The sequence below is a fragment of the Blautia sp. LMAG:36 genome (genome assembly GCF_008680535.1).
GTDB lineage: Bacteria > Bacillota > Clostridia > Lachnospirales > Lachnospiraceae > Blautia_A > Blautia_A fusiformis.
The window spans coordinates 39,217-60,897 of the sequence record NZ_NALB01000004.1 but is presented as its reverse complement, the minus strand read 5'-3'; the positions used below and the strand labels follow the sequence as shown (position 1 = coordinate 60,897).

Here is a 21,681-nt window from a genome sequence, read left to right as displayed (position 1 = left end):
TCTTTTTTTATATGATATTAGGGGATCATCATGGGTTTGCGCGTGTTTACATTTGATTACGATATTTGGGATCAGAATTCGTAATTTTTATGTCTTTTGAAGAAATCCTTAGTTTCCTTTACAACCACACCGCTCAGGGCAAGAAGAGCGATCAGGTTCGGGAATGCCATCAGGGCATTGAAGATATCTGCGATGTTCCATACAGCTGCTACAGTCATATATGGTCCGATGAATACGCAGATGATGTACAGCCAGCGGTATGTTGTAACTGCGGCTTTGTTTCTGTTGAACAGGTATTCCAGACATCTTTCACCGTAGTAATCCCATCCAAGGATTGTTGTGAATGCAAAGAATACCAGGCACAGCATCAGTGAGAAGGATGCTACAAACGGCGGGAAAGGAAGACCTTTCTGGAAAGCAGCTGTTGTGATGGCAACACCCTCAAGACCTGTGTTCCATGTCTCTGTGATGACGATGGAAAGACCTGTCATTGTACAGATAACGATAGTATCAATGAATGTACCTGTCATGGATACAAGACCCTGACGTACCGGCTCCTTTGTCTGAGCTGCAGCGGCTGCGATCGGGGCACTACCAAGACCGGACTCATTGGAGAAGATACCGCGGGCGATACCCTTCTGCATAGCTACGACCATGGTTCCCATTGCGCCACCTGCAAGTGCGCTTCCTGTGAAAGCAGATTTTACGATAGTTACGATCGCTGCAGGTACTGCCGTGATGTTTGTGATCACAATGATCAGTGCCAGTGCAACATAGAGAACTGCCATAAACGGTACAACGACCTGGGATACCTTTGCGATTCTCTGGATTCCGCCGAGAACGACAAGTCCTACACATACGGTAAGTATCAGACATGCAACTACAGTTGCCCAGGAATATGTATTTCCGAAAAGTGCTACCGTGTGTGCTTTATCCGGGTCAAAGAAATTGGTAACTGCAGATGAGATACCGTTTACCTGTGTAAAGGTTCCGATACCGAAAAGTCCCACACCTGCTCCGAAAAATGCGAAGATCTTGGCAAGCCATCTCCACTGTTTTCCCATACCGTTTTCGATGTAGTAGAAAGGTCCGCCGAGAACGTGGCCTTCTTTGTCAATGGTACGGTACTTGATCGCCAGAAGTCCTTCTGCGTATTTGGTTGCCATTCCGAAGAATGCGGCTACGATCATCCAGAAAAGTGCTCCTGGTCCGCCAGCTGCGATAGCAGTTGCGACACCTACGATATTTCCGGTTCCGATGGTTGCTGAAAGCGCAGTACACAGAGCTCCGAAGCTTGTGACCTCACCATCGCCGCCTTCTTCATTTTTTACCATGAATTTCAGTGCCTTTCCGAGGTGCCTTACCTGTAAAAGACCTAACCGAGTGGTTAACAGAATTCCTGTGAACAGGATCAGAATGATCAGCGGAAGTCCCCAAACGACTCCGTCAAACCATGTGATAAAGTTGTTGATTTGTGTAAACATTACTCTTTCCTCCATCCTTTTGCCTGAGAGATTTACAGCATTTTGTGTGCTGCGTACACCTTCGGCGCTCTTCCCTTTTGATTTGAAGAGACTCTCCTGAGTTTTTTTATTTTTGAATGATGCCAGGACCTTTTTGTGTACGGTAGTGGCGGTCATTCGTTCTGTGTAGAAAAACACTGTAACACAGAGTATCACATGAATTGATGGATTTCAATGGTTTTTTAAAAAAAATTGCATTTATTAGAAAAATTAATCGACATATAATCAGGATCTGGTAAATTGTTATTTTTCTATCAGCGGATGTTCTTTGTAATACATGCGGGTGAAATGCAGAAATGTCAGCATATCGCCGCTGATGTATTTGCTTTTTTTCCATACCATGCCGATTTTTATGCGGACAGGTGGATTGAGAGGGATGCCGGTAATATTGGAAGAGGAAAATTTATCGGTCATGCTGGAATAGAGAAAACAGCCATATTTTCCGGTTTTTACAAACTGCAAAGTAGTGTAGATCTGGCTACTTCGCATCACGATATTGGGCTTGTAGCCGTCCATTTCAAAACGCATTTTCAGAATCTGATTCTGGACGGAGTCAGCATTGAAAAAGATCAGCTGCTCTTTCGCCATATCTTTTGTTGTGACTGATTTTTTTTCTGCCAGCCTGTGGTCGTTGCTCACACAGAAAACCACCTGGTCGTTGGCCAGGACAGTGTTGTGAAATTTATCTATATTATACTGTTCCATATTGACCAAAGCTACATCCAGGGTGTCATCCTGTACCAGATTGCAGGCACGGACAGATCCGTATTCTTCCAGTACTACGGCAATTTCCGGGTGCTTTTCGTGAAACGCCGTAAGCAGCTCCGGAAAAAATACGGTACTCAGCATGGGAGGGATCCCGATGCGAAGAGGGGGCTTTATCCTGGACATGCTGGAGTAATCGGCCTGAAGCTCATTACAATATTGAAGGATATAGGTAGCTTTTTTGTAGAAGGACTCTCCCTCCTGGGTCAGACTCAGCTGATTTCCTTTTCTGGAAAAAAGGCTGATCCCGAATTCAATCTCCAGATCGCGGATAGCCATGGAAATGGTGGGCTGGGTCACATATAATTCTTCGGCTGCCTTTGTGATGCTGTGGCAGCGGCTGGCTGTGCAGAAATAGCGTAGTTGATTCAGTGTCATGATAAACCTTCTCTCGATGAATTGTCAGATTAAATTTTTTAGTAAAGTTTTTCATTTCTGTCCGGAAAAGATGTGACAGAGTATTTTGGTGTCTACATAAAAATAGCATAGAAATATAATTTTTGCCAGATTCATTTGCTGATACGCTGATTTTATGTTAGTAATGTACAAAAATTATCATTAAAAACTGATACTATAAATATTTTTTATGCGGATATATGTTTCATTAATTTGTTTTTTTATATGTACACCGGTTATAATGGAACCATCAAAAGAAACGTGTACGGCCTATACTTTTCAGGAAAAAACCAAATGGAAGGAGAGTACAGAAATGTCTCAGACAACTATCACATTGCTGTTTCTTGTGTTCACCATTATCAGTTTCATCCTTGAAAAAATTCCTCTTGGTCTGACGGCTTCGATCTGTGCGATTGGCCTGACCCTTACAGGAGTTGTGGATGCAACAACAACATTTTCACAGTATGTAAACAGTAACGTAATCCTTTGCGTTGGCATGTTTGTAGTAGGCCAGGCATTGTTCGAAACAGGAATGGCAAATAAGATCGGAGGACTGGTCACGAAATTTGCCAGAACAGAAAAAACACTGATCATTGCGATCATGGTGATCGTAGGTGTAATGTCCGGATTCTTATCCAATACAGGTACTGCAGCAGTGCTGATCCCGGTAGTTTGTGGAATCGCCGATGAGTCCGGTTATTCCAGAAGCCGTCTTCTGATGCCGCTGGTATTTGCCGCAGCACTTGGCGGAAACCTTTCTATTATCGGTGCACCCGGAAACCTGATGGGTGTGAATGCACTTCAGGAGATGGGGCTTTCCACAAGCTTCTTTATGTATGCGCCGGTTGGAGTTCCGATGCTTGTTCTTGGAATCCTCTATTTTGTTTTTATCGGATATCGTTTCCTTCCCAATGGAAACCATGCGGCCGGGGAAGCGCTTGAAGATCAGCAGGATTTCAGCCATGTACCGAAGTGGAAACAGACGGTTTCTCTGGTAGTTCTGATCCTTGTGATCCTTGCAATGATCTTTGAAAAAGAGATCGGTATCAGCATTGAGGTTTCTGCATGTATCGGAGCCATCGTCCTGGTTTTGACAGGAGTTATTTCCGAAAAAGAAGCACTGAAATCTATTGACCTGAAAGTTGTATTCCTTTTCGGCGGTTCTCTGACACTTGCAAAAGCGCTGGATACAACCGGAGCCGGAGAGCTGATCGCAGATAAGATCGTAGGACTTCTTGGAGCAGATCCGAGTCCGATCCTTCTTCTTCTGGTGATCTTTATTGTAACCTGTGTACTGACAAATTTTATGTCAAATACAGCAACCACAGCACTGATGATCCCGATCGCGGTATCTCTTGCGAACAACCTGGGAGCAGATCCGAGAGCTGTTGTTATCGCAACGGTTATCGCAGGTTCCTGTGCATATGCAACACCGATCGGTATGCCGGCAAACACCATGGTAGTTGGTCTTGGAGGATACAAATTCAAAGACTACGTAAAATCCGGTCTGCCGCTGATCCTGGTATCTTTTGTGATCTGTATGATCCTGTTACCGATCCTGTTCCCGTTTTATCCGTAAGGAGAGAAACTTTTGAGTTACTGTTTACTTTGTGACCAGCAACATTTTTGATCAATTAAGTTCATTCCCTTCTGTACTGACCATACAGTACAGGAGAAGTGATAAATAAGCCAAAAAGCTATCTTAACCATTAATCAGCCAAAATTAATGATGAAACAACCAACAAAAACCTATGTAACTAAAAAACATTAAACCATCGAACCATATCAGGAGGTAAATCATGACTAAGGAAAATGGAGTTAAAGTATTAACAGACATGGTAGCAGATTTTGTTGCCCATATTGGAAAAAAATTACCGGATGACGTAGTTAAGAAACTGGAAGAGCTTGGTTCTCAGGAAACAGCTGCACTTCCAAAAGTTCTCTATGAGACAATGACAAAGAACCAGGGTCTTGCTGTAGAGCTGAACCGCCCAAGCTGTCAGGATACAGGTGTTCTTCAGTTCTGGCTGAAATGCGGAACAAATTTCCCGTATATCAATGAGCTGGAAGCACTTCTGAAAGATGCTGTTGTTCAGGCTACTTTTGCAGCACCGTTAAGACATAATTCCGTTGAGACTTTTGATGAGTACAATACAAAGAAAAACGTTGGTAAAGGAACTCCGACTGTATGGTGGGATATTGTTCCGAACAGCGATAAATGTGAGATCTACGCATACATGGCAGGCGGCGGATGTACTCTTCCTGGAAAAGCAATGGTTCTGATGCCAGGCGCAGGATATGAGGGTGTTACAGATTTTGTTCTGGATCAGATGACAACTTATGGACTGAATGCGTGTCCTCCGCTTCTTGTTGGTGTAGGTGTAGGTACATCTGTAGAGACAGCTGCCCTGAACTCCAAGAAAGCGCTGATGCGTCCGATCGGTTCCCACAATGACAACGCAAACGCAGCAAAAATGGAGAAGCTTCTTGAGGACGGTATCAATGCGATCGGCCTTGGACCGCAGGGTATGGGCGGAAAGTATTCTGTAATGGGTGTCAACATTGAGAATACCGCACGTCATCCATCTACCATCGGTGTTGCAGTAAACGTTGGATGCTGGTCTCACCGTCGTGGACATCTGGTTGTAAATCCGGATCTTACAGTAACCTGTGATACTCATTCCACATGGAAATTTAATGCTTAATATAAACGGAGGGAAAAATCATGATCGAAATCAGAGGAGATAAAAAAGTTCTTATTACACCTATAAGCGCAGAAGACCTGGCTGATATCAAAATCGGCGATATTGTATGGCTGGACGGAGATCTGATGACCTGCCGTGACGTTGCTCACCGTCGTCTGGTTGAGTATGGAAGAGAGCTTCCGTATGATATCCGCAACAAAGCGATTTTCCATGCCGGCCCGATCGTTCGTAAGATCGAGGGTACAGAGGATGATTATGAAATGGTTTCTGTAGGACCGACAACTTCCATGCGTATGGAGAAGTTCGAGTATGAGTTTACAAAACTGACTGGTGTCAGAGTGATCGTTGGTAAAGGTGGTATGGGCCCGAATACGGAGCGTGCTTGTAAAGAGTTCGGTGCTATCCACTGTGTTTTCCCGGCTGGATGTGCAGTTGTGGCTGCTACAGAGGTTGAGAAGATTGTTGAGCATCACTGGGATGAGCTTGGAATGCCTGAGACTTTATGGTGCAACAAGGTTAAGGAGTTTGGACCGCTGATCGTATCTATCGATGCACAGGGACGTAACCTGTTTGAGGAGAACAAGGTTGTATTTAATGAGCGCAAAGAGGCTGCCAAGCAGGCAATTTATCCTGAGGTTAAGTTCATTAAATAATATTGGATATTGGAAAAATTTTTCGGGATATCTGAAATAACGAGGCTCTGCCATGAGAGCTTCGGGATTGACTGGTGATTGTGAAATTGAATTAACAGCGTGATATGAAAAAGAGAGATGTCCGGCAGATCATATAATGTGGTCTGCAGGATGTCTTTTTTTGTTGCTTTTTGTTGTTTCTTGGGGTTTTTGTGTTTTACAGGGGTGAGGGGGTGTGATAGAATATAAGCGTTGCAGCAGGCTGGTTATTAAGGTATTATCTGGTATGGATCTTGCGCAGTGAAGGTGGATCGTGGATATCTGCCTGACAATATTTTCAGAGAGGATGAGGTATGAGGTTTATGGGGGATTTTTTGAAGAACATTAACTGGAAGCATGTTCTGATCATGTGTATCGGAAATGTTTTTGCAGGTATGGGGATTGGAATTTTCAAGCTTGCCGGGCTTGGAACGGATCCGTTCAGTGGAATGAATATGGCGGTTGCGGATATGATTGGTATGGCGTATGGTAATTTCCAGCTGATTGTAAATATTGTGCTGCTGATCATTGAGATTGCTTTTGGCAGAAGGTTCCTGGGGATCGGTACGGTTGTGAATGCGGTTTGTCTGGCTTATATTACTACTTTCTTTTATAATATTTATACTGGTGTTTTTGGATTGGAGCTTGTGGCGCTGCCGGTACGTTTGGTGGCACTGTGTGTGGGTGTTGTGATCTGCTGTCTGGGACTGTCGATGTATCAGATGCCGGATGAGGGGGTTGCGCCTTATGATAGTCTTTCGCTGATCATGACAGAGAGATGGCCGAAGATTCCTTATTTCTGGCACAGGATGTCTAATGATGTGCTTTGTGCGCTGATCTGTTATCTGACTGGTGGTGTTGTGGGTATTGGTACACTGGTGACGGCTTTTGGGCTGGGACCGGTGATCCATTTCTTTAATAGGGTTTTTACCGGGAAGCTGCTTGCCTGGGTTGATGGTGAGTGAGTTTGTAGTTGTATGGGTTGAGCTGAACTGGCTGCGGGATGTGGCTGGTTCGGCTTTTTTTGGTGAAAAGGGACGCCCGTGAGGCGTGTGCTGCCTGCCGCCGGGGCTTCGTCGGGGGCTGGCTTCTAGGCTGCCGGGAATCTGCTAAAAGCGTTTTACAAAAGTCCGAACTCGCGTCTTGCAGCCGCTCAGACAGCGGACTTTTGTAAAACAACGCAGATTTCCGCCAGCCAAGAATCAGCTCCCCTCCTGCAGAGTCCGGCGACAGGCAGCACACGCCTCACGGGCTGGCTTTTCAGGGCGGTAGGGTAGTGTGGCTGCTCGGGAGTTGGATGAGCTATCAGTGCTACGCTGTGTTAAAATATAAACAATGTTAATATAATACAGTTACATTATTCATTTTATAACTATTTGTAAATGTGTTATGCTATCTTCTGATGAGAGATATATACTGAACACAGTCGTATGAAATGAGAGTGTTCATGAATAGCTGGCTGTCCGGGTTGCCGGGGCTTATGTGATGAAGGAGAGGATATTATTATGGAATTTAATCATGGCGTTTTGTTTTCAGATACATATCAGAAGAAGCTGAAGTCTCAGTTTTATTATGCAGATAAGGATCCACAGTATGGCGCGAGACTTTTCTTTGAGAACTCCGGTGGTTCTCTGCGGCTTAAGAAGGCGGTTGAGGCTAAGGCTGCTATCGAGGAGTTCCCGGATTGTCCGGAGCGTGCCCGCGGCAGGGGCTTTGATCTGGCGGATTATGTTAAGAATGGTACTCAGGAGATCCTTGAGGTTATTTTTGGTGCAAAGAGTGGTGCGCTTATCACTGAGCTGACTGCTTCCCAGACTATGTTCCATGCGGTTGGTACGATCATGGAAGGTGTTGACTGGGGTAAGAACGCAGTTACTTCTGCTCTGGAGCATCCGTCTGCTCATGATGCGGTTGAGTATTACTGTAAAAAGACCGGCAGAGAGTTTCGTGAGGTTCCGGCTAATAAGGTGACTGGTGGCCTTGATCCGGATGAGATCATGAAGTATGTAGATAAGGATACGGTTCTTCTCAGTATTATGGCTGCTTCAAATATTTCCGGTAATATCATGGATATCAAGGAGATCGCACGTCGTGCAAAAGAGATCAACCCGGATATCTATATTGTAAGTGATGCAGTTCAGCATGCTCCTCATGCAGTGATCGATGTTGAGGACTGGGATGTGGATGTCTGCAACTTTGCTCCGTATAAGTTCTTTGGTGTTCGTGGCTGCGGTTATGCTTATGTTTCTGACCGTGTTGCTGTGATGCCGCATATCAAGCTGACCTGCAAGGATGATAATGTATGGGCTCTTGGTACTCCGGCTCCGGCTAACTTTGCGGCTATGATGGCGGTTATTGATTATGTTTGCAGTATCGGTAAGCATTTCCTGGGTGATTCCGCACAAAAATATAATAAGCGTGAGCTTTTTGTTGAGGGTATGAATCACATTCATCTTCAGGAGAGAGCGCTTCTGTACCGTATGCTGGAAGGTACCGATAAGGTTCCGGGGCTTCGTCATATTCCGGGGGTTCAGGTTTATGTGGATATGGAGGATCTTACTTATAAGGATCTGATCGTTGCCATGGGTATCGAGGGTATTGAATTTGCAGAGTGTGCAAGAAGATATCTGGAGCATGGAGTTACTCTGTTCGAGCGTGTAAAGAGCAGCCCGTATTCCAAACGTATTGTTGAGACTCTTGGTCTTGAGGGTGCACTTCGTGTTTCTCCGCTCCATTGCCATGGAACAGATGATATCGATAAATTCCTGAAGATCACTAAGGACATTGCTGAAGGTAAATAAAACAGTTTTTGTAAAAAAATGAAACGGGAACCGCTCTTTTCTCATGTTTTGGCATGGAAGAAAAGGGCGGTTTTTTATAAGGATATTGGGGATTTTTCAGGCAAGTGATAATGATGTGGGATAAATGATGATTATATTGAATAAATGATATTCTGTGCAGGAAATTTCTGCTAAGATAGGATTATCAAAACATACAGTGGGAGGCAGAGATGAAGGAAATTCTTTTTGGTGCGGCATACTACGATGAATACATGCCGTATGACAGACTTGATAAAGATATAGAGATGATGAAAAAAGCGGGGATCAATACGGTGCGTATTGCGGAGTCTACGTGGAGCACCTGCGAGCCCCAGGATGGGGTGTTTGATTTTCCCATGAGGAGTGAATGATGGATGCCATGGAAGAGGCGGGGATCCATGTGATCATCGGAACGCCTACGTATGCAGTGCCAGCGTGGGATGTGTGGATCGTTGAAGCCTGAGAAACTTTTCTTTACCTTGACATCTTCCGTGAGAGTATGCACAATAAGAGTATCATAAACTTGTCGTACAGAAATAAATTATGAAACAAGGGGTGACAAACATGCAGAACATTCTCATTGTAGTAGACATGCAAAATGATTTCATCGACGGTGCACTTGGCACGAAGGAGGCAGCTGCCATTGTTCCGAAGGTGGAGGAGAAGATCCGGAATTTTGAAGGAAAGGTATTTTTTACAAGGGATACCCATGAAACGTATTATCTGGAGACACAGGAAGGGAAAAACCTTCCGGTTCCTCACTGTATCAGGGGCACAGATGGATGGCAGATTCGGGAAGAGCTGGACGCTTTAAGGAAAACAGAACCCATTGATAAAGAAACCTTCGGCTCCACGGATCTTGCCGGGGAATTGACTATGATCGATGAAGATGAAGGAATCGGAAGTATTACTCTTGTGGGACTTTGCACAGATATCTGTGTGATCTCCAATGCTCTGCTGATCAAAGCATCCCTTCCGGAAGTGCCGATCTGTGTTGATGCCACGTGCTGCGCAGGTGTAACACCGGAGAGTCATGAGAATGCACTGAAAGCTATGGAGGCGTGCCAGATCAGGATTATCCGGTAAGAAGGATGAAACCACAGGAAAGGAGAAAACTATGAAAAAGAAGCTTCTGAAAAAATTGATGGTCCTTGCGCTGTCCGCAGTAACTGCCTTCAGTGCGGTACCGGCAGCAACGGTAACAGCAGCAGGTAATCCTTATCCTACAACACAGGATGTGGATCGAGATGGCTTATATGAGATCCCCTGCACACGCTTTGCATGGCAGTGCGTGTATGACAGACAGGGAATCGCATTGCCTGCATGGGGAAATGCGGTAAGCTGGTGGCAAAATGCTATCAATCAGGGCTATGCAGTAGGAAATGAGCCTGTTCCCGGTTCTATTGCTGTATGGAGCGGAGATTATTACGGACATGTTGCTTATGTAACAGCTAATCTTGGAAACAACAGATTTACGGTAGATGAGGGAGGAAGAACGGACAAAGATCAGACATCCTCTCATGGAGTTGCATATGGATATACACTGACCAATGCAGTCGGAGGAAGGCGCCCTTATGATTCCAACAAGGTGTTGCTTGGCTTTATCTATCCGGGCGTTCGTGTACCGGGCAAGCCATATGTGAGCGTGAATCCGGGAAAAGCGAATCAGACCACAACTTTTTTCTGGAATGCAACAAGCTATGCCAGATATTATGATGTATATGTGTATAAAGCAGGAGAATCCAATCCGACGCAATTTCAGTATGGAGTGAATGGAACAAGCTGGTCCTGCACATTGCCGGCGGGGAATTACAGAGTAGCGGTGGCATCTGTGAATCATGCACAGTATGCATATACATTTTCGGATTCTGTGAATTTCACTGTTCAGGCAGCTCCGGTCACACATACACATAGCTATCAGAGAGTAACAGTAAAGGCAACCACCACTGCCAACGGATATACACAGGAGCAGTGCAGCTGCGGAAGTATACAGAATAAACAGATCATCTATTATCCGAAAAAAATACAGCTTTCCAGAACAAGCTATACTTATAATGGAAAAGTAAAAAAGCCAACGGTAAAGGTTACAGACAGCAACAACAGGGTGATCAGTGCAGACAACTATACAGTTACCTATTCTGCCGGAAGAAAATATGTTGGAACTTATCGGGTAACAGTTCGGTTTAAAGGCAATTACTCGGGAACCGTTACAAAAACCTTTAAGATTACCGGAAAAGCTCATAAACACAGCTACAAAAAACAGGTAAAGAAAGCAACTACATCCAGGAACGGATATGTGCAGTATCTTTGCTCCTGCGGTGCAGTGACCGGAAAGAAAACCATCTATTATCCGAAGACAATAAAGCTTTCTGCCACAAGCTATACATATGACGGAAAAGTAAAAACACCGAAGGTAAAAGTAACCGGTGCGAATAAAAAAACCATCAGTTCCGGCAATTACAAGGTGACATATTCTCGTGGAAGAAAAAATGTTGGTACTTATAAGGTAACGGTGAAGTTTAAGGGGAATTACAGCGGAACCGTAACAAAGACCTTTAAGATCAAGGCGAAACCTAAAAACTGGGTTTATGTGGATACGCTTCCCAAGAATATTACTTCCGATAAATATACGATCCAGTATAAACACACCTATCAGAAAACAACCTCCAGCTATGTCAATGATGGTGGTGTTTATGAGTCTGTAAGACCACTGGAGACATCTGCATCCAGACAGCTGGTGGGCTATTATTACTATCATTTCTGCGGACCGAATACCGGAAAGAATGTAAACTTCGCACAGACGGGCCCTTATGTACATTTTGACAGTGTAGCAGCCAGTCAGGTAACCGTAGCTGCTTCCGGCGCAGATGGAGATGACCCGAGCATTACCTATTATCTGCTGAACTGGAATGGAAACGGCAGTCGGGTATGGTGCTCCAGCGGAACTACCTGTAACGGCGCCTACGGAAGCCACGGAGCCAGAGGCCAGGCCTGGTACCGCATGAACCAGTACCAGAACAAAAAACTCCAGACTCAGACCACAACCTCCGAAAGTGATTGGACAACCGGTAAAGACAGCACAGCAGTAAAAACCGTTTACCGTTATAAAGCAAAATAGGTCATAGATCAGTCATAAATCAGAAACTCCCTCATGTATCAGAAAAAACTGATATGTGAGGGAGTTTTTTTGCAGAAGGATATTTGTAGTCTGCGCCGTATCTGGTTGATTGCCATAAAATATCGTGTCGAAATACAGAGAAACAACAGGAAGGAAAAATCTTGGATGCAAGATAAAAATATGATATTCTATAAGTATCTTATAAGACTTATTCTAGCCGTATGGCATTCACAGATGTTTCAGATCTGAAACGGAATTTCCATTTTTTATCAGACAAGGAGAAGATTAATTGAATACGAAATTAAAGGCTTATTTTCCAATGATAAGAACCCGCGAGGAGATTTTGCGGGACATTCAGCAGAACATAAATCTGACAGAGAGATTTTATAGCTGGAAAGAAGAACAGAGAGAGGAATTTCTGGATTTCTGTACGGGAGTGAAGGGGGTGAAAATGCTGTATGATGCATTTTTTAAAGAAATTATGAATCCGGAAACAGTACCGGAAAGATTAGAGGATTTTCTTGAAGTATTGCTTCAGAGAAAGGTGAAAATTATCGAAGTTTTACCAGGAGATTCTACAAGACTGGCAGATGAGCAGTCTCTTTTGATCATGGATATTCTGGTACGATTTGATGATGGTTCATATTGTAACGTGGAAGTGCAAAAAATAGGTTACGCTTTTCCTGGGGAAAGATGCGCATGTTATTCTTCTGATCTATTATTAAGGCAATATAAAAATGCCCGAAGTACCAGAAAAGAGAAGTTTTCCTATAAGGATATAAAAAGTGTATATACAATTGTACTGATTGATAAAAGTACAGGAGATTTTCATAAATATAAAGATAGATACTGCCATATTTTTCAACAGAGATCAGATACAGGATTGGAACTTAATCTGCTTCAGAAATATGTATTTCTTCCGCTTGACATCTTTCGTGAGAATATGCACAATAAAGGTATCACAGATAAACTGGATGCATGGCTGGCATTTTTGAGTATGGATTCTCCGGAAGTAATCGTGAAATTAATAAAAAAATATCCGGAGTTTACGGTCATGTACGAGCACATATATAATATATGCCGGAATGTGGAAGGGATGATGGAAATGTATTCAGAGGAATTAAAGATTCTTGACAGAAACACAGTGAAGTATATGGTTGATCAGATGCAGGAGCAGATTGATAATCAAAAGGAGAAAATTGCAGCTCAGGAAAAAGAAATTCAGATGTTAAAAAGAAAGCTTGAAGAACAGAAATAAAATATAAGATCAGAAACTCCCTCATATATCAGAAAAAACTGATATGTGAGGGAGTTTTTTTGCTTAAAAAACGGCTTATTTATTTAGATTATAGTTGGTAAATTTCACAGAGCACAATACTCTGTTTCTATAAAAATACCATAAATTTTTTGGAAATTCAAGGCGTAAGTTCCTGAAAACCGGCTTTTTTATCGTGGTTTTTCACCATATTTTACGGATAATATAGGGCGCAAATATTGCGGTGTCCGAAAAAGGACACTATTCGCCGTCAGTGTCATCGTCAGAGGATAAAAGACCGGCGGATAAAAACTCTTATTTGTGAACAGACTATAAGATTCGGCATAACAGGAGGAAAGATCAATGAGCAGAAAAGGAGAAAACATTTACAAAAGAAAAGACGGACGATGGGAAGCCAGATATATCAAGGAGCATCGGATAAACGGAAGGATACACTATGGCTACTGTTACGGAAAAACATATCATGAAGCCAGAGATAAGGTCAATCAGGCACGTTATGCGCTGATGAATGATCAGCTCCTGCCCGTGAGAGGAAAACGGAATCGCTTTGCAGATTACTGTAATGAATGGCTGTATCTGAAACGAAGCAGCGTGAAACCATCCACTTTTGTAAAATATACAACGATCCTGGAAAAATATATCAAGCCTGATCTCGGGCAGTATTTTTCCGAGGCTATTTCAGAAATACTTGTAGAACAATTCAGCTACAGGCTTATCCATGAAAGAGGATTGTCACCAAAAACAGTGCGGGATATTCTTTCCGTGCTGCATTCCATTCTGAATTATACAACAAAGCAGAATCCACTGGCAAAATCGGTGGATATCGTATACCCCAGGCAGGATCGAAAAGAAATGCGTGTGCTGACCTGTGAAGAACAGAAAAGGTTTACGGAATATCTTTTACGGGACATGGATCCGTGTAAATTTGGGGTTTTGCTGGCATTGCTGACAGGATTGCGGATCGGAGAAGTATGTGCTCTGAAATGGGAAGATATTTCTCTGGAAAATAAAGTCATCTTTGTACGTCATACCATGCAGCGCCTGAAAAATCTCAATCCTGCAAGTGAAGAAAGGACCCGGATCATAACCGGGGTTCCTAAAAGTGGAAGGTCGGTAAGGATGATCCCCATGAACCAGGATATTGAAAAGCTCTGTAACAAATGGAGAGCAGATGATCTGGAAGCATATGTTCTGACCGGAAAAGCAGGGTATTTCCTGGAGCCCAGAACCCTGCAGTATCGCATGAGGCAATATACGAAAGATTGTGATCTGAAAAATGTTCATTTCCATACTTTGCGGCATAGTTTTGCGACACGATGTGTGGAGGCCGGATTTGAGATCCGCAGTCTTTCGGAGATCCTGGGGCACTCCAGCACACGGATCACACTGGAATGTTATGTACATTCATCCATGAACCTGAAACGTAAAAATATGGAAAAACTGAAGATCGCAGATACCGTGGAAAAAGAATTTCCGGGAGCCTGAGTTTTTTTATAAACCGTCAAAAACCGCCGTCAGAGAAGAAAGAACCGTTAAATTTACACGGATCGCAGGGAATCTTTCACAGAGTATTGTGCTCTGCGAAAGAGCAGAAATACCGGCATGGACATGTAATGAGCAGTGCCTGTTTTTGACTGCCATAGCATACAAGAAGGAGGTTTGAAGTATGATACATAATCATTCATCTGGAAAATACCGTCTGTGGAGGAAGGTCCTCTCAGTCTGTATTGCGTTCGCAATGATCTGCAGTGTTTCCATCTCAGCGTTTGCGGTAGAGGCCAGCAGTGAAACAGCCAATGAAAATATTGAAACAGTACAGTCCGGATCCGCAGAGGATGCAGAAGAGCTGACAGCCACAGAAGCGGAAAATGATCAGTCGGTGGATGAAGCACAACCGGAAGAACCTGCGGTGACAACCGGAGATGAAAATACAGAGGAACCGACAGATGTTATCGAAGCTCCATCTGAGGATCCGGAGCAGCCGGAAGAGCCATCCGTAGAGCCTGGCGAAGAGCCAATCCAGCCAGCAGATCCGACCGTGACCGAACAGCCGGAGGAGCCGACAGTCACCGAACAGCCCGAAGAACCAGGTGCAACACCGGCGGGAGATGCAGATGCATCGGTAGATGAGGTTCAGGATGTGGAGTTGGAAGCGCAGGCGGATGCGCAGTCCGTGCAGGATATAGAGCAGGAGCAAGATCCGGTAGCGGTGCAGGAACGATGGTCCATTAACGAGAAAAGTGCAGCAATTTATTATCTTGCCAATCCTGCAGGAGATCCATGGACAAATGATACGGGAGCATGGGCACCGGCAGGGGAAACCAGTAATATGTTAGGAAAAATTAATATAGCTGATGCAGAATGGGAAAATGGTTATGTAGGAGATACAGTTTACAAAGATAAAAATATTAGAAAAAATGTGTCGAATTATATTCTCTCATGGCCGGATGGAAGGACAGGCACAACCTGGACAGTAAAGAATGGAGATACGACTACTGGTTCATATTTTACATTTATATTGGATTCAATCTGGGAGAATTACAAAAAAGCAATCAGTAAAGATACGGGAATTAATATTAATAGTCTTGACAAATCAGATATTCTTGAAATTACATTAACTCCCCGTAAAATTTCACGGGGAAACGGAGGAAAATATCCATATCATATAGACTGTGCATTGAATATTAAAAGTAGAAGAGCATTTACTGCTAAATTCTGGGTGAAAAATCCCAATGATACAGAGTATACACAAGTTGATGCGAAAAACTATAAAACTGGAGATTCTGTTATTAAAACAGAGCAAGGTGAGAATGAGAAAGTTATCGATGGAATAACATATGTTCTGGATGGCTGGTATCCGGAAAATGTTGATGGAGGAGCATGTGGAGATCAGAAAATTACAACTTGGCCATATCCTCCAAAAAATACAGAGTTGGCAGATGGTACCGTAAACTTCTATGCCCACTACACACCGCTTTATACATCAGTAAACATCAAAAAACTTGTAACCGGAAGTATGGGAGATAAAAGTAAACAGTTTAACTTTACAGTTTCTGTAGTAAATGGAAGTATTAAGCTTCCATTCAACATCGGTGAGACACAGTATACAGGTTCAACGACAATTACACTGTCAGATAAGCAGACAACAAGACTGACACAGGTTCCAGTTGGAGCAACCGTAACAATCGAAGAAAAGGATTATTATAACAGCGATAGATATACGCCTTCCTATACAATAGACGGTAATTCTTCTGGTACGAATAATAGAAAGGCGAAAATAACATCTATTTCAAGAAGGGATAATGATGTTCCTCACGAAGTTATCTTCACCAACAACAAAGACGCAATCCCGGACACTGGGTTGGATTTCAATACAACACCATACATTCTGGTATTAGGTATCGTAGTCGCCGGAGCAGGTGTGCTGTTATTCGGGCGCAGGAAGCGTTGGAGTTGAAGGCGGTTGTGATGAAGAAGAAACGGTCAGGAAAAAAAGGAAGCTGTAATGCTGGAGCAGAGCGGTTTCCGCAGACAGAGGCGTTAAATCATGAGCACGAAAAGCTGAAGGAGTGGTTCCGGACGGTCAGGTTTCGGAAGGTGCTGTTTGGCGGAGTGGATGAAGTTCATCTCTGGAAAAAGCTGGAAGAGTTAAACCAGATTTATGAAATATCCTTAAGCGCAGAACGTGCACGGTACGATGCACTGATCGCTGACCATCAGAAAAGCTGTGATGCCATGATTCGCAAATATAAGGAACTTGCTGAAAGAGGGACTACCGGACAGGATACAAATGTCTGATCTGTTCACAGGATATAGTTCCAGAGAAGAGGTGCGGAGGTGATGCGTGCTGAAAAAGATCAAACCTGTTCTCAGACAATCCGAAAAAGAAGATATTCTACAGAAATAAAGGAAGGCTACATCCGTCTTTTCTGGCGGATCGTGTTGATCGTGGCCGTTGGCTGGCTGCTGTTTACACAGGTTTTTCTTATAGTCCAGGCACCGGATAATGAAATGTTCCCGGCAGTGGAGGCCGGAGATCTTCTCATCGGTTATCGGCTGGAACAGAATCTTGAAAAAGAAGATGTTGTCGTGTATGAAGCCGGCGGCAAAACTCATGTAGGGCGTATCCTGGGATGCGAAACCGACGTGATCACAATGGATGACACAGGAACGCTTCTTGTAAACGGAACAGCCCAGACAGGAGAAATTGCATTTCCTACATATGCAAAGGAAGGGATCACATATCCCTACACAGTTCCGGAAGGCAGTGTATTTATTCTGGGAGACTACCGAACCCATGCAAAAGACAGCCGTGAATTCGGCCCCATCTCCATAGAGAATGTGAAAGCAAAAGTAATCACTATACTTCGAAGAAGAGAACTGTAAAAAAGTAATTGTTCTCCCATTTCTGAGAGAACATAACAACAAATGTATAAGCTGCTTTTTATGAGCTTATAAATAAATTTATATTTCTAGGAGGATTTTCTTATGAAAAAGACAAAGAAACTGTTAGCATGTTTGATCGCAGCAGCCACCATGTTTACCATGGGAAGTACGGCATTTGCGGCAGAAACTGCAGAAGCTGAAACGAAAACACCTGTAGATTCTGTTACATTAACAAAAAGTTATAAGCTGGAAGTAGCTGATATGAAATCCCCGGCAGAAACTTTTAACTACACTGTAACAGCAGCTAATGTTACAGATGCAGCCAGCAATACTACAAAAGATAATATGCCGATGCCTAAAGTTGTTGCCTATACGACAGAATATACGGAGGGTGAAGCAACAGTAGAGGGTAAGGAGAAAACTTTTACCATTGAACTTCCAAATTATAATAGTGTAGGAATTTATTATTATACAGTTGCAGAAACTAAGGGTAATACTCTGGGTGTAACATACGATGAAAAAACGGTTACACTGAAAGTCACTGTTGTTAATAATAAGTCAGGAGATGGTTTTGACAGATATGTTACTGTTTATAAAAATATATCCAGTAACGAAAGTAAAAAACTTACAGAAGGTCAGAATGCATTTGAAAATACGTATTCAGCAAATTCTTTACCTGTAAAAAAAGTTGTAACTGGTAATCTTGGTGATAAAAATAAATTTTTCACTGTAACAGTAACTTTAAAAAATAATACAGGAAAGACAATGTCCAGTGATATTTCTTATAAAGTTGGAGAGGCAACAAATACTATCAAAGCAAGTGATTGGGAAAATAATATAGCAACAGCAGAAATCAACCTGAAACATGACCAGACAATTACTTTCACAAATTTACCATTTGGTGTGACATATGATGTAACTGAGGCAGATTATACTAAAGCTAAAGGTGGTTATGACGCCCCAGTGTATACGTATACAAATACTAATAAAACAGTTAATAAAACTTCTCAGAATGTGACAATTACTAACAACAAAGGTGGCGACATCGACACCGGCGTCAACCTCACAACTCTCCCATACATCCTCGTATTCGCAGGCGTGATCGTAATCGCAGGTGCAGCATTCATCACCAGAAGACGCAGATACGAAGACTAATGATCATCCGGGCAGCAGAGAGGAGGCAGTATGAACGCATCTAAGTTTTTCCTGAAAGCAGCCAACTCTCTGGTTACTGCCATTGTAGCATTGTTTCTGATCCTGGCGGCGGCGTATTCCGGGTATGCACTCTGGGATAACGCACAGGTCTATGGCGCTGTGGACGACATTCAGTCACAGCTCTTAAAACTGAAACCCGACCCGGAACAGAAAGACGGAGGCGCTTCTTTTGAAGAGCTCCGCAAGATCAATCCGGATGTCTGTGGATGGATCACACTGGACCACACAAAGATCGACTATCCGATTCTTCAGGGAGAAGATAACCTGACTTACATCAATACTGATGTATATGGTGATTTTGCTTTGTCAGGAAGTATCTTTCTGGATTCCGGCTGTGACAGAAATTTTCAGGGGAAATATTCTCTCCTGTATGGTCATCACATGGCAGAGCATAAGATGTTCGGAGATCTGGATCTTTACAGAAAAAAGAAATTTTTTAACAAAAACACCACAGGTACGCTGATCCTTCCTGACCGTTCCTACAAGCTGGAAATTTTTGCATGCATGCAGGTTTCCGCATCTGAGGATTCTATTTTTGCAACGGGAAAATGGCAGGCGGATACCAGTGGACTTGTGGATTTTGTCAGAAAAAACGCGGAACATGTCCATCAGCAGACAATGGATAACATTGGAAAGTCCGAAGATTTTTCCCAGATACTGGCAATGTCAACCTGCTCTTCGGAATTTACAGATGCAAGAACAGTTCTTCTGGCGGTAATGAAACCTTATTCGCCGGAGACGTAAGGAGGGGATGAAGACGAATATACGAAAATTTCCGGCAGTGCTCCTGCTTGCGGTTCTGTGCCTGACAGTTTTTCCGATTTCAGCTATGGCAGCTGGAGTTGCGGAAGTAAAGATTCCTGTCAGCGTGGAATTGTCAGGTGAGAAGCCATCTCCGGACGAAACTTATACGATCATTCTTCAGGGTGAGGACGAAGCACCCATGCCGGAAGAAAATACGATCACGATCACAGGTGCGGGGAAAGCAGAATTTCCTGCAGTGGAATATGCTGTTCCTGGCGTATACACTTACAGCGTTTCCCAGCAGCCTGGAAAGCTGGAAAACGGACATTATGACAATACCGTTTATTATGTGAAAGTAACAGTAACGAACGGAGAGTCCGGTGATCTGGAAGCAGTTGTGGCTGCACATACCGATGCACAGATGAACAGCGAGAAACAGGATATCGGCTTTGTGAATTCCTACGATCCTGTGGATACGCCGACACCTGTACCGGAAAATACACCGACACCACTTCCGGAAAAAACTCCGACTGCAGTGCCGACCAGAACTCCGGCAGCGACCATAACGAACACGCCGGTAAAACCTGACAGCAATCTGCCTGCTTCCGGAACTTCTTCCTATACGGGAACTTCTTCCTATACAGGAAATACAGGTTCCAGTCATGTAAAAGCTATGCCAAAAACAGGAGATAACACAAACATTGCAAAATGGATCGCAGTGATCTGCGTTTCCGGATGCGTGGTATTACTGGCAGCAGTATTTGTCAGAAGAAAAAAGAAAACGGATAAATAACAGGATCCGGACAGCGGTGCGGCAGGAAAAATTTCTACCGCATCGCTTTTTTTGACGAAATGTGAGGGACAGAGGATGGCAAACGGACTTAAACTGGAAGGTCAGAGATTTGGTCATCTGACGGTACTGAAAAAACTGGATGAGCGGGAAAACAGGTATGTTGTATGGCTGTGCAGATGTGATTGTGGAAATGAGATAAAAGTAAATACCAGACATCTGATGCGTGGGACTGTAAAGGACTGTGGATGTATTCCGGAAAACAGTGCCAAGAGAGGACCGGTGGCAGAAGACCTTACAGGCCGGCGTTTCGGGAAACTTGTGGCAGTAAAAAAACTGGAAAGTAAAAACGGCAGGACCAGGTGGGAATGCCGCTGTGACTGCGGGAATATGCATATTTCCACTGCACACAGCCTGAAAGCCGGAAAATGTACCAGCTGCGGTTGCGGCCATTATGTCAGAGGTCGCGGGATCACCGACATCAGCGGACAGCGTTTCGGGCGGCTGACTGCTCTCTATCATACAGATAAAAGGAGCAAAAAGGGCTCTGTGTTCTGGCATTGTCGGTGTGACTGCGGAAATGAAGTGGATGTGACAGAGGATGGCCTTCTTCATGGTAATTACAGAAGCTGTGGCTGTCTGAGACAGGAGATATGGAAGGAGCTTCCCGGGCAGCTGCATATGGTAGATGGAACCTGTGTGGAGATGCTGGAAAAAAGAAAGCACCGCAGTGATAATACCAGCGGATTCCGTGGCGTCTATCAGCTGCGGAATGGAAAATACCGTGCTACCATCGGATTCAAGGGGAAACGATTTTATATCGGAACTTTTGTGGATTATCAGGATGCGGTCCAGGCCCGCCAGGAAGCGGAATCTACCATCCACGAAGGCTTTGTCCGCGCCTGGTACAGCTGGAACCGGCAGGCAGAAAAAGATCCCGGCTGGGCCAGAAATAATCCCCTGGTATACGAGATCCAACGGATCAACGGAGAGTTTCAGGTGACAACGAATATGAAAGAAAAAGAACTGCTGAAGTAAACTGAATATTCTCACATAAGCTGTCGCGTTAATGTGCTACAGCTTATTTTTTTGAAAAATACCGATAAAAATGTGGACAAAACCGAAAATAATGGTTAATATATACACATGCCTAAAAACCAAAAAATGAAAATTATACGAAATATATAATATAAACTCGGAACGGATAAAAAATATATAGACATATTTACAAGTCGACATCGCGGATATCAATACCGGAAGAAGTGGTGAAATA

The 21,681-nt window shown here is 43.6% G+C and carries 18 protein-coding genes, 1 pseudogene and 1 riboswitch; of the genes and pseudogenes, 17 read left to right on the top strand and 2 right to left on the bottom strand.

Annotated features, from left to right (window positions below):
• Positions 1–71: 71 nt before the first annotated feature.
• Together CCC17_RS04515 and CCC17_RS04510 are read right to left on the bottom strand one after the other, a co-directional pair.
• Positions 72–1,484, bottom strand: coding sequence for an alanine/glycine:cation symporter family protein (locus tag CCC17_RS04515; RefSeq protein ID WP_173746529.1), 1,413 nt, complete (start codon positions 1,482–1,484; stop codon positions 72–74).
• A 1-nt stretch (position 1,485) separates the two neighbouring features.
• Positions 1,486–1,593, bottom strand: a riboswitch (glycine riboswitch).
• A 173-nt stretch (positions 1,594–1,766) separates the two neighbouring features.
• Positions 1,767–2,666 carry a LysR family transcriptional regulator gene (locus tag CCC17_RS04510; RefSeq protein WP_147602724.1) on the bottom strand — a complete coding sequence of 300 codons (900 nt, stop codon included), beginning with the start codon at positions 2,664–2,666 and terminating at the stop codon, positions 1,767–1,769.
• Between the two features lie 331 nt (positions 2,667–2,997).
• Here CCC17_RS04510 and CCC17_RS04505 point away from each other — a divergent pair, with 331 nt between their 5' ends.
• The 17 genes and pseudogenes from CCC17_RS04505 (at position 2,998) to CCC17_RS04425 (ending at position 21,446) form a co-directional block, all read left to right on the top strand.
• Positions 2,998–4,263, top strand: coding sequence for an SLC13 family permease (locus CCC17_RS04505; RefSeq protein WP_021977661.1), 1,266 nt, complete (start codon positions 2,998–3,000; stop codon positions 4,261–4,263).
• Positions 4,264–4,483: 220 nt separating this feature from the next.
• Positions 4,484–5,389, top strand: coding sequence for a L(+)-tartrate dehydratase subunit alpha (gene ttdA, locus CCC17_RS04500; RefSeq protein ID WP_021977662.1), 906 nt, complete (start codon positions 4,484–4,486; stop codon positions 5,387–5,389).
• A gap of 20 nt (positions 5,390–5,409) precedes the next feature.
• A complete protein-coding gene (gene ttdB / locus CCC17_RS04495) occupies positions 5,410–6,042 on the top strand; it encodes a L(+)-tartrate dehydratase subunit beta (RefSeq protein ID WP_021977663.1) in 633 nt (210 codons plus the stop codon).
• 341 nt (positions 6,043–6,383) lie between these two features.
• On the top strand, positions 6,384–7,025 hold the full coding sequence (locus tag CCC17_RS04490) for a YczE/YyaS/YitT family protein (protein WP_015526420.1): 642 nt from the start codon (positions 6,384–6,386) through the stop codon (positions 7,023–7,025).
• Positions 7,026–7,565: 540 nt separating this feature from the next.
• Positions 7,566–8,861 (top strand): aminotransferase class V-fold PLP-dependent enzyme, encoded by a 1,296-nt coding sequence (locus CCC17_RS04485; protein ID WP_021650073.1) that lies wholly within the window; start codon positions 7,566–7,568, stop codon positions 8,859–8,861.
• Between the two features lie 209 nt (positions 8,862–9,070).
• Positions 9,071–9,318 (top strand): annotated as a pseudogene (locus CCC17_RS04480) (beta-galactosidase); the annotation flags it as partial.
• 125 nt (positions 9,319–9,443) lie between these two features.
• On the top strand, positions 9,444–9,965 hold the full coding sequence (locus CCC17_RS04475) for a cysteine hydrolase family protein (RefSeq protein WP_256163977.1): 522 nt from the start codon (positions 9,444–9,446) through the stop codon (positions 9,963–9,965).
• A 31-nt stretch (positions 9,966–9,996) separates the two neighbouring features.
• Positions 9,997–11,997 (top strand): CHAP domain-containing protein, encoded by a 2,001-nt coding sequence (locus tag CCC17_RS04470; protein ID WP_287082585.1) that lies wholly within the window; start codon positions 9,997–9,999, stop codon positions 11,995–11,997.
• 289 nt (positions 11,998–12,286) lie between these two features.
• Positions 12,287–13,255: a PD-(D/E)XK nuclease family transposase gene (locus tag CCC17_RS04465; RefSeq protein WP_114002483.1), complete on the top strand. Its 969-nt coding sequence runs from the start codon at positions 12,287–12,289 to the stop codon at positions 13,253–13,255.
• Positions 13,256–13,615: 360 nt separating this feature from the next.
• A complete protein-coding gene (locus CCC17_RS04460) occupies positions 13,616–14,758 on the top strand; it encodes a tyrosine-type recombinase/integrase (protein WP_118752634.1) in 1,143 nt (380 codons plus the stop codon).
• A gap of 181 nt (positions 14,759–14,939) precedes the next feature.
• Positions 14,940–16,730, top strand: coding sequence for a DUF7601 domain-containing protein (locus CCC17_RS04455; protein ID WP_287082583.1), 1,791 nt, complete (start codon positions 14,940–14,942; stop codon positions 16,728–16,730).
• A gap of 11 nt (positions 16,731–16,741) precedes the next feature.
• A complete protein-coding gene (locus tag CCC17_RS04450) occupies positions 16,742–17,071 on the top strand; it encodes a hypothetical protein (protein WP_129975217.1) in 330 nt (109 codons plus the stop codon).
• A gap of 42 nt (positions 17,072–17,113) precedes the next feature.
• Positions 17,114–17,659, top strand: a complete 546-nt coding sequence (gene lepB / locus CCC17_RS04445; RefSeq protein ID WP_118752637.1) for a signal peptidase I — start codon at positions 17,114–17,116, stop codon at positions 17,657–17,659.
• A 102-nt stretch (positions 17,660–17,761) separates the two neighbouring features.
• On the top strand, positions 17,762–18,814 hold the full coding sequence (locus CCC17_RS04440; RefSeq protein ID WP_287082582.1) for a DUF7601 domain-containing protein: 1,053 nt from the start codon (positions 17,762–17,764) through the stop codon (positions 18,812–18,814).
• A gap of 30 nt (positions 18,815–18,844) precedes the next feature.
• Positions 18,845–19,618: a class B sortase gene (gene srtB / locus CCC17_RS04435; RefSeq protein WP_022426560.1), complete on the top strand. Its 774-nt coding sequence runs from the start codon at positions 18,845–18,847 to the stop codon at positions 19,616–19,618.
• A 7-nt stretch (positions 19,619–19,625) separates the two neighbouring features.
• On the top strand, positions 19,626–20,411 hold the full coding sequence (locus CCC17_RS04430) for a Spy0128 family protein (protein ID WP_118368645.1): 786 nt from the start codon (positions 19,626–19,628) through the stop codon (positions 20,409–20,411).
• A gap of 75 nt (positions 20,412–20,486) precedes the next feature.
• Entirely contained in the window at positions 20,487–21,446 is a 960-nt protein-coding gene (locus CCC17_RS04425; RefSeq protein ID WP_022426562.1) for an aP2 domain, read from the top strand.
• Positions 21,447–21,681 lie beyond the last annotated feature (235 nt).